This window comes from Pseudomonas sp. Irchel 3F3 (genome assembly GCF_900187545.1).
Classification (GTDB): domain Bacteria; phylum Pseudomonadota; class Gammaproteobacteria; order Pseudomonadales; family Pseudomonadaceae; genus Aquipseudomonas; species Aquipseudomonas fortuita.
The window spans coordinates 39,608-52,439 of record NZ_FYDS01000010.1 but is presented as its reverse complement, the minus strand read 5'-3'; the positions used below and the strand labels follow the sequence as shown (position 1 = coordinate 52,439).

Sequence of the window (12,832 nt, the reverse complement as noted above, 5' to 3'; positions counted from 1 at the left end):
TCCGGTCAGAGTTACTGACGCACCAGACGCACATTCTTCGGGCTGATCGCCCCAGTGCTACGGTACGGGTTGATATCCAGCCCACCCCGGCGCACATACCGCGCATACACCGTCAGGTGCTCGGGCTGCAGCAGGTTCTTCAAGTCCAGATAAATGCGTTCTACGCACTGCTCATGGAAGTCGGCATGCTGGCGGAAGCTGATCAGATAGGTCAGCAGGCTGGCGTGGTCCAGCGCCCTGCCCTTGTACTCGACCACCACACTGCCCCAGTCCGGCTGGCCGGTAACGGGGCAGTTGGACTTCAGCAGGTGGCTGTGCAAGGTTTCTTCTACCACTCGCTCCGGGGTGCAGCGCAGCAGCTCAGGCTGCGGCTGCTCGTAGTTGCTGATGGCAACGTCCAGCGCATCGATGCACAGCCCAGGCAAGGCCTCCACGCCTTGGCCCTCGACTTCAGTCAAGGTACGTACCTTCACCCCCACCGGCTTGCCGGCCGCGGCAGACAGGTCTTTCTCCAGGCAGGCCTGCAATTCGCCCAGCGAGGCAAACACCGTCTGGTTCAGCGAGTTGAGGTACAGCTTGAACGACTTGGACTCGATGATGTTCGGCGAATCGGCCGGGATGGCGAACTCGCCGATCGCCACCACCGGTTTGCCCGACGGCAGCAGCCAGCTCAATTCGAAGCAGTTCCAGTAATCCACGCCCTGCCAGGGCAAGGTCTGTGCAGTGACGCCCAGCTCAGCCCACTTGGCGGTACGCGGGATCGGGAAGAGCTGCTCCGGGGAGTAGGTGGCAATGTATTCGCTGGACTTGCCCAGCGGCGAGTGTTCGGCAGCAGGATGCATGGAAACTGACCTAGAGGTTCGAAATTGCCCCTAGTCTACCGGTTTTGCACCCTGCCTTGGAGCGCAAGTCACTCGATGGTCAACGCCCCGACCATGCCAGCCTGATAATGCCCCGGCACGTTGCAGGCGAACTCGATGGGCGCCGACTTGCGGAAGGTCCAGGTCAGCTCGGCGCGCTGGCCTGGCATGACCAGCACCGTGTTGCCGCCACCGTGGCCATGGCCGCCGCCGTGACCCATCATCTGGCCGTGGTCCATGCCTTCGTGGTTCATGGCCTCGGTGAACAGCTTGCCTTGCATGGCGACCATTTCCTTCTGGTGCTCGGCATGCATGGCCTTGTCACCCAGGTTGAATTCATGCGGCAGCTTACCCTCGTTGACCAGCACGAAGCGCACCGTCTCGCCGGCTTTTACCTGCAGGTTTCTGGGCTCGAAGGCGATGTCCTTGAGCACCACGTTGACCGTGCGGGTGGCTTTGTTCGCCGGGGCCGGCTCGCCAAAGGCGAAAGTTTGCGCCTCGCCGGCAAAGGTCGGCAGGCTGGCCAAGGCAAGGGCGGCGATGAACAGGCGTTTCATGATGACTCCGGAAATGTACAACAGGATGAGGCCACCTTAGTCACGGGCGACTGGCAGCTACCTGACAGGGAGATTACAACTTTGTCAGCTTGGGCGTGCCTGCGCTTCGTCACGTATCATTTCAGCCACTACATCACCCGCTTCCACAGGGCAGGCACAAACTTTCAGATTATGGACAGTGCATGAAACTGCTGATCGTCGAAGACCAGGCCCGCACCGGCCAGTACCTCAGCCAGGGCTTGAGCGAGGCCGGCTTCGCCACTGAGCTGGCCACCGATGGCGAAACCGGCCAGTTCCTGGCCCTGACCGGCGACCACGACCTGCTGATCCTCGACGTAATGTTGCCTGGACGTGACGGCTGGCAGATCCTCCAGGCCGTGCGCCAGGCCGGCCTGGATACGCCAGTACTGTTCCTCACCGCCCGCGATGCCGTCGAGGACCGCGTGCATGGCCTGGAGCTGGGCGCCGACGACTATCTGGTCAAGCCGTTCGCCTTTTCCGAACTGCTGGCCCGGGTGCGCAGCCTGTTGCGCCGCGGTACCAGCCCCAGCCAGGACACCACCCTGAACCTGGCCGACCTGCGCCTGGACTTGATCCGCCGCCGCGCCGAGCGCGCCGGCCAGCGTATCGACCTGACCGCCAAGGAGTTCGCCCTGCTCGAACTGCTGCTGCGCCGCCAAGGCGAGGTATTGCCAAAATCGCTGATCGCCTCGCAGGTGTGGGACATGAATTTCGACAGCGACACCAACGTGATCGAAGTGGCGATCCGCCGCCTGCGCCTGAAAATCGACGACCCGCACCCCAACAAGCTGATCCACACCGTACGTGGCATGGGCTATGTGCTCGAAGAGCGCACGGAATGATGCGCAGGGTTTCCCTCGGCAGCCGTCTGGCCCTGTTGTTCGCCGCCTGCACCGCCGCCGTTTCGCTGGGCGCCGGCGTGTTGTTCAGCCGGGCCAGCGAGCAGCACTTCGTCGAACTCGACCAGCAACTGCTGGACTCGCGCCTGTCACTGTTCCGTACGCAACTGGCTGGCATCGCCACCCCAACCGAGCTGCAGGCACGCCTGCCCGCCCTGCGCGATGAGCTGAGCCACCAGGCCGACCTGGCCCTGCGCATCAGCGGCAGCGACGGCACCACCTGGTTCGAAAGCCGCACCGGGCTACCGCAGGCACCGCTGCCCGCCGGGCTGGCCACCCTGCATGCACAAGGCACCGACTACCGCAGCCTGGCTGTGCACCTGGCGCAGGGCGCCGTGCAGTCGCCACAACTGGCCCTGTACCTCGACATCACCCACCACCAGCATTTCCTGCAGGGCATGCAACGCCTGATCTGGCTGACGGTCGGCCTTTCAGCGCTGGCCACCGCGCTGCTCGGCGCCTGGGCGGTACGCAGCGGCCTGCGCCCGTTACGGCAGATGGGCCAGGTGGCCGCCAGCGTGTCGGCACGCTCGCTCACCACACGCCTGCCGGTGGCGCAAATGCCCGAAGAGCTGGCCGAACTGGCCACCAGCATGAACGCCATGCTGCAGCGCCTGGACGATGCCTTCCAGCGCCTGTCGGCATTTTCTGCCGACATAGCCCACGAGTTGCGCACGCCGCTGTCCAATCTGCTAACTCATACCCAGGTTACCCTCACCCGCCCACGCAGCCTTGAGGAGTACCGCGAAGCGCTGCATGGCAACCTGGAAGAACTGCAGTGGATGGCGCAAATGATCAACGACATGTTGTTCCTGGCCAAGGCCGATCACGGCTTGCTGGTACCGGGGCAAGCGCCGTTGGCGTTGCATGACGAGGTGGATGCGCTGCTGGAGTACTACGCGCCGCTGGCCGAAGACAACAATGTGCAGATGCTGCGCGAGGGGGAGGCCGTGTTGCACGGTGACCGGCATATGCTGCGCCGGGCGCTGTCCAACCTGCTGGATAACGCCATGCGCTTTACCCCGGCGGGCGGGCAGATAAGGGTGACGCTGGCGCCTGGGCCGAGAATCAGCGTGGCCAATACCGGGCCGGCCATCGAGCCAGCTGCTTTGCCGCGGTTGTTCGACCGCTTTTACCGTGTGGACCCGGCACGGCGCGAAGGCAGTAGCGAGCATGCTGGGTTGGGCTTGGCGATTACCCGGTCGATCGTGCAGGCCCATGGCGGGGGCATTCGGGCGGAATGTGAAGATGGGTGGACACGGTTCGTGATCGAGTTCAGCCAGGATCGGTGAAAATGGGGCCGCTTCGCGGCCCATCGCCGGCAAGCCGCCCCCCACGGGTACGCATCAAGCCGAGAGCCTGCGCGGTACCTGTGGGAGCTGGCTTGCCGGCGATAAGGCCCTGGAACCTACCTCAAACCGCCAGGCCAATCGCCGGCTGCACCTGCGACGCCCGATAAGCCGGGTAAATGGTCGCCAGGAAGCTCATCACCAACCCCGCCGTGCAGATCATCACCACATCGCCCCACTGCAATTGCGACGGCAAGCTGCTGACGAAGTACACATCCGAAGTAAAGATGTGTTGCCCGCTCACCCGCTCCAGCCAACCCACGATCTGGCTGACATTGAACGCCGCAATCACGCCCAGCACGCCGCCGATCAGCGTCCCGACAACACCAATCAGGCTGCCCTGGACCATGAACGTGCCCATGATCTGCGCGGGCGTGGCGCCCAAGGTCCGCAGAATGGCAATGTCCGGCCCCTTGTCGTTCACCACCATTACCAAGGTGGCAATGATATTGAAGGCCGCCACGGCGATGATCATCATCAACAGCAGGCCGATCATGGTCTTTTCCATCTTCATGGCGCTGAACAGGCTGCCCTGGGTGTGCGACCAGTCATCGGCGCGGTAGGCGTCACCCAGCCCGGCTGCAATCGCCTTGGACACCTGCGGCGCGGCATACAGGTCATGCAGCTTCAGGCGCACGCCCTGCACCTGGCCCGGTGCCCAACGTTGCATCTCGCCGGCATCGGCGACGTGGATGTAGGCTTGCGAACCATCCAGCTCGGCACCGACCTTGAAGATACCGACCACGGTCAGGCGCTGCATGCGCGGGGTAATGCCACCCGGCTCCTTGCTGATTTCCGGCACGATCAGGGTCAGCTTGTCGCCGGTGTTCAGGCGGAAGCGCCGTGCGGTCAATTCACCAATGACCACACCGAACTCACCCGGCTGCAGGTCCTGCAGGCGGCCCTGGACAATGTGCTGGCCAACGATCGAGACCTTGCCCTCTTCGGCCGGGTCGATACCGCCCACCTGGATCGGCTGCATCGCACCCTTGTACGACAGCATGCCCTCCATTTCGGTAATCGGCGCAGCCGCCATCACCGCCGGGTTCTGCAAGGCTGCGTCGGCCACCTTGTGCCAGTCGTCCAGCGGCTGCACGCCGAGGATGGCGGCATGCGGTACCAGGCCGAGAATGCGCGAGCTCATTTCGCGCTGGAAGCCGTTCATCACCGACAGCACCACGATCATCGCCAGCACGCCCAGCGACAGGCCGATCATCGAGGTCATCGAGATGAACGAGATGAAGTGGTTGCGCCGCTTGGCTCGGGTGTAGCGCGCGCCGATGAAGATGGGCAAGGGTCTGAACATGTACGAAATCACCCAATGAAAACAGGAAAACGGGGCGGCACCTGCCACCCCGAGCAGTCGATCAGATCGCCACCAGGTGGCCGTCGTCGAGCTTCAATACACGGTCCATCTGCCGCGCCAGGTTGAGGTCATGGGTCACCACCAGGAACGCCGTGCGCGACGAACTGGACAGCTCCTGCATCAGTTCCTGGATGCCTTGTGCGGTATGGTGGTCGAGGTTGCCGGTAGGCTCATCGAGCATCACCAGGCCGGGGCGGTTGACGAGTGCCCGGGCAATCGCCACCCGCTGGCGCTCACCACCAGACAATTCGGCCGGCTTGTGGTTCAGGCGGTGGCCCAGGCCCACCCGCTTGAGCAGCGCCTCGGCACGTTCCCGGGCCTCAGGGATGGGCGTGCGGCCGATCAGCAGCGGCATGCACACGTTCTCGATGGCGGTGAATTCCGGCAACAGGTGGTGGAACTGGTAGACAAAGCCCAGCTCACGGTTGCGCAGCAGGCCACGGGCACGTTCACCCAGGGCCGACAGCTCTTCGCCAGCCAGCCATACGCTGCCTTGTGTGGGCCGATCAAGGCCGCCCAACAGGTTGAGCAAGGTACTCTTGCCCGAACCGGAGCTACCGACAATGGCCACCCGCTCACCGGCATGCAGCTCAAGGTTGAGCCCGGACAGTACCTTCACCGATTCCGGGCCTTCGTCGTAAGACTTGCCCAGGTTGCGGCAACTCAGAACGGCTTTATCACTCATGCGCGACTCACTCATAACGTAGCGCCTCTGCAGGCTGGGTGCGGCCCGCACGCCAGGCCGGGTACAGGGTGGCGAAGAAACTCAGGACCAGCGCCGCACCACAGACCATGTACACGTCCTGGGACTGGATCTGCGACGGCAGGTAATCGATGAAGTACACGTCGGCGTTCAGGAACTTGTGCCCGATCAGCTTCTCGATGCCGGCGATCGCCGCACTCACGTTCAGCGCAGCAACGATCCCGACCACGGCGCCGATCAGGGTACCGATCACCCCGATCACCGTGCCCTGGACCATGAAGATGAGCATGATCTGGCCGGGCGTGGCGCCCAGCGTGCGCAAGATGGCAATGTCGCCGCGCTTGTCGTTGACCACCATCACCAGGGTAGAAATGATGTTGAACGCCGCCACCGCCACGATCAGCAGCAACAGCAGGCCGATCATGGCCTTTTCCATGCGGATGGCCTGGTACAGGTTGCCGTGGGTGCGGGTCCAGTCACGGCTGTAGAACTCCTGGTCGCCCAGCTGCTGTGCGATGCTCCAGGCCACGCGCGGCGCCTGGAACAGGTCGTCGAACTTCAGGCGCAGGCCCTGCACCTGGTCGGGCTTCCAGCGGTGCAGGCGGGAAAGGTCGCTGATGTTGGTCAGCCCCAGGTAACCGTCAATCTCCCCTGCGCCGACGTGAAAGGTGCCAACCACGGTGAAGCGTTTCATGCGCGGGAACATGCCGGCCGGCGTCACGCTGACCTCGGGGGCGACGAAGGTGAGTTTGTCGCCAATGCCCACCCCCAGCTTGGCCGCAGCCTTGTCGCCGATCATGATGCCCCACTCACCCGGCGCCAGCTGGTCGAGGCGGCCTTGCAGGACAAAGTTGTCGATGATCGACACCTCGCGCTCGCGGGCCGGGTCGATGCCGTTGAGCAGCACCTTCTGCACCTTGCCGTCATGGGTCAGCAGCCCCTGCATCTGGGTGAACGGCGCAACCGCCACCACCTGCGGATTCTGCTTTACTTCTTGGGCAAGGGCCGGCCAGTCGGCAATGGGCTGGCCGCTCTCCAGCGTGGCATGCGGGATCATGCCGAGCACGCGGGTGCGCATCTCGTGGTCGAAGCCGTTCATCACCGACAGCACCACGATCATCACCACCACGCCCAGGGCGAGGCCGATCATCGAGGTCAGGGAAATGAACGAGACGAAGTGGTTACGGCGTTTGGCACGGGTATAACGCGTGCCTATGAATGCGAAAAGAGGTCTGAACATGTCGGGGCTTGTTCGGATGAAAGGGAACGTCCTTGTGGCGAGGCGCCTACGGCGGCTTTACACTCGGACCACCGCCGCTACCTTGGGTTCGCCATGACGACATTAGACGAAGAAGATCGCCGCGAATACTACCGCATCGAAGACCGGGTCGCACTTCAAATCAGCCCCCTCAGTGCGGCCGAAGCCCTTGAGCCAGATGTATTGCAAGATGATTCTCCGCTGTTCAACCTGCTGAGCGAGCTGCACCTGTCCGACTTCGAGTCGCAGCACCTGCTGCGTCAGTTGAGCGACAAGGACCGCACACTCGCGGCCTTCCTGCGGGCGCAGAACAAACGCCTCGACCTGCTCAGTGCAGTCGTCGCCCAGACCCTGCTCGGCGAAGTAGGCCAGCCGGTGCCGGTCGTGCTTTCCGAAGGCGGTATCGAATTCGCCCAGGCCACGCAGGTTGCCCCTGGCACCCGGGTGAAAGTGAAGATGGTGCTGATGCCCCGCGCCCACGGTTTGCTGCTGCGCGGCAAGGTCACCCATTGCGACCCGCGCCCCGCGGGCGGCTTCGAGGTCGGTACCGAATTCATCGACATGACCGACGCCCAGCGTCAACTGCTGGCTCGCTATATCCTGCAGCGCCAGCAACAACAGCGGCGCCAGCAGCTGGAACAGAACGATCCCGCCCCATGACCCTGTTTTTCTCTGATTTGAAGGAACGAACGTGACCCTGATCTACGGCCATCGCGGCGCCAAGGGCGAAGCACCCGAGAACACACTGCACAGCTTCCGCCAGTGCCTGTCCCACGGCGTCACCCGCTGCGAACTGGACCTGCACCTGTCGGCCGACAACGAGCTGATGGTGATCCACGACCCCACCCTCAAGCGCACCACTGGCCGACGCGGCAAGGTGGTCGACCACCCGGCCGCCGACTTGATGAAGATCGATGCGCGCAAAGGCGGCCCGGGCCACGTGCAGCCCTGCCCTATACCGAAACTGGAAGAGCTGTTCGAAAAATGCCCGTTCGAGCACTGGCAGCTTGAGGTAAAAAGCGCCTCGCGCACCCGTGCTGCCACCACCGTGTTGGCAATTCGCGAATTGGCCCAGCAGCATGGCCTGCTGGACAAGGTCACCATCACCTCCAGCTCACGCGAAGTGCTGGGCGCCGCCCTGGAGCTGGTGCCAGACGTGAAGCGCGGGCTGGTCGCCGAGTACGCCTGGCTCGACCCGTTGAAGGTAGCGCAGAACTACGGCTGTGAACTGCTGGCATTGAACTGGACACTGTGCACCCCCGAGCGCCTGCTTAAAGCGCAGGGCCAGGGTTTGCACGTATCGGTGTGGACGGTCAACGAGCCGGCACTGATGCGCCGGCTCGCGGACTTTGGCGTGGACAGCCTGATTACAGACTTTCCCGGTTTGGCCAAGACCACCCTCGGGTAGGGTTGAAATCGGTCTCTCCGACCGGCTCAGGCCACCGGTCGGAGCCGCTCAAAAAAGCCGGTTCAGGCCATCGTAGGCAGCTACCCGATAGGCTTCGGCCATGGTCGGGTAGTTGAACGTGGTGTTGACGAAGTACTTCAGGTTGTTCTGCTCACCCGGCTGGTTCATGATCGCCTGGCCGATATGGACGATCTCCGAAGCCTGGTAGCCGAAGCAGTGCACGCCGAGGATTTCCAGGGTTTCACGGTGGAACAGGATCTTCAGCATGCCCTGCGGCTCGCCGGCGATCTGCGCACGCGCCATGCTCTTGAAGAAGGCCTTGCCCACTTCGTATGGCACCTTGGCCTGGGTCAGTTCCTGCTCGTTCTTGCCGATCGAGCTGATTTCCGGAATGGTGTAGATGCCGGTCGGTACGTCATTGACGAAGCGCCAGCTGCCATTGTCGACGATGCTGCCAGCCGCAGAACGCCCCTGGTCATGGGCGGCACTGGCCAGGCTCGGCCAGCCGATCACGTCACCGGCGCCGTAGATGTTCGGCACGGTAGTGCGATAAGCCTCGTCGACCTCGATCTGGCCACGGCTGTTGACCTTGATGCCGATGTTCTCCAGGCCCAGCTTGTCGGTGTTGCCGGTCCGGCCGTTGCACCACAGCAAGGCGTCGGCCTTGATCTTCTTGCCCGACTTCAGGTGCAGGATCACCCCGTTGTCCAGGCCTTCGACACGCTCATACTCTTCGTTGTGGCGCACGGTGATGTTGTTGTTGCTGAAGTGGTAGCTCAGTGCCTGGGAAATTTCCGAATCCAGGAAGCTCAACAGTTGGCCACGGTTATCCACCAGCTCTACCAGCACGCCCAGGCCGCTGAAGATCGACGCGTACTCGCAACCGATCACACCGGCGCCGTACACGATCAGCTTGCGCGGGGTGTGGCTGAGGCTGAGGATGGTGTCGCTGTCGTAGACCCGCGGATGGTGGAAGTCGATGTCGGCCGGGCGGTAAGGGCGCGAGCCGGTGGCGATGATGATGTGCTTGGCGTTGAGCTTTTCAACTACACCGTTCGGGCACACCACTTCAACGGTTTGCTCGTCGGCAAAGCTGCCGGTGCCGACGAACACATCAACACGGTTGCGGGCGTAGTAGCCGGTGCGCGATGCAACTTGCTTGGAAATCACCTTCTCGGCGCTTTTCAGCACGTCCGGGAACGAGAACCAGCGCGGCTCACCGATCGCCCGGAACATCGGGTTGGTGTTGAACTGCATGATCTGCCGCACCGAGTGACGCAGTGCCTTGGACGGGATGGTACCCAGGTGCGTGCAGTTGCCACCGACCTGGCGACGGTCATCGACCATCGCTACCTTGCGCCCTGCTTTGGCGGCGTTCATTGCCGCGCCTTCACCGGCCGGGCCGGAACCCAGCACCACTACGTCGTAGTTGTAGACAGCCATGCGTACTCCTTCAGAACTGGCCCGCAAGCCACGGTCGCTCGCGGGACGCGATCATGCCGCCGGGGCGTCATGAGAAAATTCGGGTGCAGTCTAATCAAGCCTGAACGCCGCGCACATTAACCCTTGGTCGCGTCGTAGGCCAATTTTGCCCGCACTACATTTGGTTCACCCATTCCCTGGCGGCCATCATCCCTGCCTGCGCTTTCAATCGCTTTTCACCGCCCGTTCGAATGCGGGCGTAGCTCGAGAGACGAAGCCACCCTCGGCCCGAGTCACCAATACCGCGGCCAAGCCGTGCGCCACGGCAAAATCCCAGCCACGCTCAGGGCCAAGGATCAGCAGCAGTGTCGAATAGCCGTCGGCCTGCAACGCCGAGGCGTCCAGTACGGTGACTGCAGCCAGGTCGTGCTGCACGGGGCGCCCGAGGCGGGCATCGAAGGTGTGCGAATAACGCCGGCCATTCTCCTCGAAATAGTGCCGATAGTCACCCGAGGTTGAGACTGAAAGCTCATTGACTGCAATGATCTGCCGGGCGATCTGGCGGTCTTCACGGGGCAACTCCAGGGCGATGCGCCAGGGACTGCCATCGGGCTTGCGGCCAACCGCCTTGAGCTCGCCAGTGGCTTCGGCGACAAAACTGGCTATACCCATGGCGCGCAGGCGCGCAGCGATCAAGTCCACGGCATGGCCGGCGGCGATGCTATTGAAGTCGAGCTGCACCGGGGCGTCCTTGCACAGGGCCTGGTCTTCGATATGCAAGTGCCGGTAACCCACACGCTGACGAACCTGGGCCACGGCTTGCGGGTCGGGTACCCGCTCATGGCGGGCCTGGGGGCCGAAACCCCACAGGTCAAGCAAGGGTTCAACGGTGAGGTCAAAGGCACCCTCACTCTGCTCGGCCAGGTGCTGGCCAAGGGCAACCAGTTCAAGCATGTCGGGTGGCAGGGCCAGGCACTGGTTGGCGGGCAACTGGTTGAACCGGCTGACGGTAGAGTCGCCGCGGTAGGTCGAATAGTGCCGGTCGATTTCACCAAGAATGGTTTCGACCGCTGCCTGCACCTGGGCCGGCGCCGGGCCGCCAGGCTCGCGAACGTACTGGATGCTGTAGCTGCTACCCATGGTCGGGCCGCCCAGGCGCTCAAGGGTGGGGCCCTGGTTGCAGGCGGTGAGCAGCAGGAAAATGAACAGTAAGGCTGTGCGCAAGGTTCGGTTCCTGGGTGCTTGGCTTGGGCTTTGGGGTATGGCGCATATCGAGCGCCGCGCGGGCGGCGCTCGATCTCACAGGCACCACACAACCCACGGCAAGCAAAAAAAACGGGAACCCGAAGGTTCCCGTTTTTTCATTGCCTTACAAGCGAATCAGCGTGGAAACGCTGGCGGGTTCACACCGGCCATGTCTTCCATCACGCGAACCACCTGGCAGCTGTAACCGAATTCGTTGTCGTACCAGACGTACAGGACAACGCGGTTGTCGTTGGCGATGGTGGCTTCAGCGTCAACCACACCGGCGTGGCGCGAGCCAACGAAGTCGGTCGAAACCACTTCCTGCGAGCTGACGTAGTCGATCTGCTTGTGCAGTTCCGAGTGCATGGCGGTCTGGCGCAGGTACTCGTTGATTTCGTCGCGGTTGGTGGCCTTTTCCAGGTTCAGGTTCAGGATGGCCATCGAAACGTTCGGCGTCGGTACGCGAATGGCGTTGCCGGTCAGCTTGCCCTTCAGCACTGGCAGCGCCTTGGCGGCAGCAGTGGCTGCGCCGGTTTCGGTGATGACCATGTTCAGCGGCGCGGCACGACCACGGCGGCTGCCCTTGTGGAAGTTGTCGATCAGGTTCTGGTCGTTGGTGAACGAGTGAACGGTTTCGACGTGGCCGTTGACGATGCCGTACTTGTCGTTGACAGCCTTGAGCACCGGCACGATGGCGTTGGTGGTGCAGGAGGCCGCCGAGATGATCTTGTCATCGGCAGCAATGTCACCGTGGTTGATGCCGTGCACGATGTTCTTCAGCGCGCCCTTGCCAGGTGCGGTGAGGATCACGCGGGCAGCGCCCGGGCAGGCCAGGTGCTGGCCCAGGCCGTCGGCATCACGCCATACCCCGGTGTTGTCGACGATCAACGCGTTTTCGATGCCGTACTGGGTGTAGTCGACTTCGCTCGGGCTCTTGGCGTAGATAACCTGGATCAGGTTGCCGTTGGCAGTGATGGTGTTGTTGGCTTCGTCGATGGTGATGGTGCCGTCGAACGGGCCGTGAACCGAGTCACGACGCAGCAGGCTGGCACGCTTGACCAGGTCGTTCTCGGCGCCTTTACGCACGACAATGGCGCGCAGGCGCAGGCCGTCGCCACCACCGGTCTTCTCGATCAGGATACGCGCCAGCAGGCGGCCGATGCGGCCGAAGCCGTACAGGACAACGTCGGTGCCTTTGCGCGCCGAAGCGTTCTGCTGGCCAACCACGTCGGCCAGTTCTTCACGGACGAACTGCTCGGCAGTACGGCCATTGCCTTCCTGCTTGAATTTGTTGGCCAGCTTGCCCAGGTCGACCGAAGCGGCGCCCAGTTTCAGCTCGCTCATGGCCTTGAGCAGGGGGAATGTCTCGTGGACGGACAGCTCGGTTTCGTCGGCTTGACGATGACGCGCAAAGCGGTGCGCCTTGAGGATCGAGATAACCGAACGGTTGATCAGGCTACGGCCATAAATCGAGCTCACCACGTTGTTGTTGCGGTAGAGCTGACCGATAAGCGGGATCATCGCTTCAGCCAGAGCTTCACGATCAATCCACTCACCAAGACACTGGTCGGGCTTCTGAGTCACGGGAACCTTCCACATGTAGGGACAGAAAAAAGGGGCTACATTATGACGCCCCGACGCGGAACCGGCAATGAGCGCCTGTCGCAGTCACGCAAGCCAGCGTTCACGCCCTTTCGAGCCTGACAGCCGGCACGGTCACCGGTACAATCGGTGTCTTTGCCGC

At 62.9% G+C, this 12,832-nt stretch carries 12 protein-coding genes; 4 read left to right on the top strand and 8 right to left on the bottom strand.

Annotated elements, in window-relative coordinates:
* Nucleotides 1–11 precede the first annotated feature (11 nt).
* Nucleotides 12–842, bottom strand: a complete 831-nt coding sequence (queF, locus tag CKW35_RS21435; protein ID WP_095116828.1) for an NADPH-dependent 7-cyano-7-deazaguanine reductase QueF — start codon at nt 840–842, stop codon at nt 12–14.
* A 68-nt stretch (nt 843–910) separates the two neighbouring features.
* A complete protein-coding gene (locus tag CKW35_RS21430; protein ID WP_016485659.1) occupies nt 911–1,417 on the bottom strand; it encodes a plastocyanin/azurin family copper-binding protein in 507 nt (168 codons plus the stop codon).
* Nucleotides 1,418–1,599: 182 nt separating this feature from the next.
* On the opposite strand from CKW35_RS21430, the gene cinR reads away from it, so the two are divergent.
* Both cinR and CKW35_RS21420 read left to right on the top strand, forming a co-directional pair.
* Entirely contained in the window at nt 1,600–2,280 is a 681-nt protein-coding gene (gene cinR, locus CKW35_RS21425; RefSeq protein ID WP_016485658.1) for a two-component system response regulator CinR, read from the top strand.
* Nucleotides 2,277–3,629, top strand: a complete 1,353-nt coding sequence (locus CKW35_RS21420; protein ID WP_016485657.1) for a heavy metal sensor histidine kinase — start codon at nt 2,277–2,279, stop codon at nt 3,627–3,629. The genes cinR and CKW35_RS21420 overlap by 4 nt, the downstream gene beginning before the upstream one ends.
* Nucleotides 3,630–3,750: 121 nt before the next feature.
* Here CKW35_RS21420 and CKW35_RS21415 read toward each other — a convergent pair whose 3' ends face one another.
* The 3 genes from CKW35_RS21415 to CKW35_RS21405 form a co-directional block, all read right to left on the bottom strand.
* Complete coding sequence (locus CKW35_RS21415; protein WP_024717337.1) at nt 3,751–4,992, bottom strand: lipoprotein-releasing ABC transporter permease subunit; 1,242 nt, start codon at nt 4,990–4,992, stop codon at nt 3,751–3,753.
* A gap of 61 nt (nt 4,993–5,053) precedes the next feature.
* Entirely contained in the window at nt 5,054–5,737 is a 684-nt protein-coding gene (lolD, locus tag CKW35_RS21410) for a lipoprotein-releasing ABC transporter ATP-binding protein LolD (protein ID WP_172901731.1), read from the bottom strand.
* Nucleotides 5,738–5,744: 7 nt separating this feature from the next.
* Entirely contained in the window at nt 5,745–6,995 is a 1,251-nt protein-coding gene (locus tag CKW35_RS21405) for a lipoprotein-releasing ABC transporter permease subunit (protein WP_095116827.1), read from the bottom strand.
* Nucleotides 6,996–7,088: 93 nt separating this feature from the next.
* Here CKW35_RS21405 and CKW35_RS21400 point away from each other — a divergent pair, with 93 nt between their 5' ends.
* Nucleotides 7,089–7,673 (top strand): PilZ domain-containing protein, encoded by a 585-nt coding sequence (locus CKW35_RS21400; protein WP_095116825.1) that lies wholly within the window; start codon nt 7,089–7,091, stop codon nt 7,671–7,673.
* A 31-nt stretch (nt 7,674–7,704) separates the two neighbouring features.
* Nucleotides 7,705–8,421, top strand: coding sequence for a glycerophosphodiester phosphodiesterase (locus tag CKW35_RS21395; RefSeq protein ID WP_016485652.1), 717 nt, complete (start codon nt 7,705–7,707; stop codon nt 8,419–8,421).
* Nucleotides 8,422–8,469: 48 nt separating this feature from the next.
* On the opposite strand, the gene sthA is transcribed toward CKW35_RS21395, so the two are convergent.
* The 3 genes from sthA to CKW35_RS21380 all read right to left on the bottom strand — a co-directional run bounded on the left by sthA (nt 8,470) and on the right by CKW35_RS21380 (nt 12,687).
* Nucleotides 8,470–9,864, bottom strand: coding sequence for a Si-specific NAD(P)(+) transhydrogenase (gene sthA / locus CKW35_RS21390; protein WP_016485651.1), 1,395 nt, complete (start codon nt 9,862–9,864; stop codon nt 8,470–8,472).
* A 204-nt stretch (nt 9,865–10,068) separates the two neighbouring features.
* Nucleotides 10,069–11,067, bottom strand: a complete 999-nt coding sequence (locus tag CKW35_RS21385) for an FAD:protein FMN transferase (protein WP_095116823.1) — start codon at nt 11,065–11,067, stop codon at nt 10,069–10,071.
* Nucleotides 11,068–11,223: 156 nt separating this feature from the next.
* Entirely contained in the window at nt 11,224–12,687 is a 1,464-nt protein-coding gene (locus CKW35_RS21380; RefSeq protein WP_016485650.1) for a glyceraldehyde-3-phosphate dehydrogenase, read from the bottom strand.
* Between the last annotated feature and the right edge of the window lie 145 nt (nt 12,688–12,832).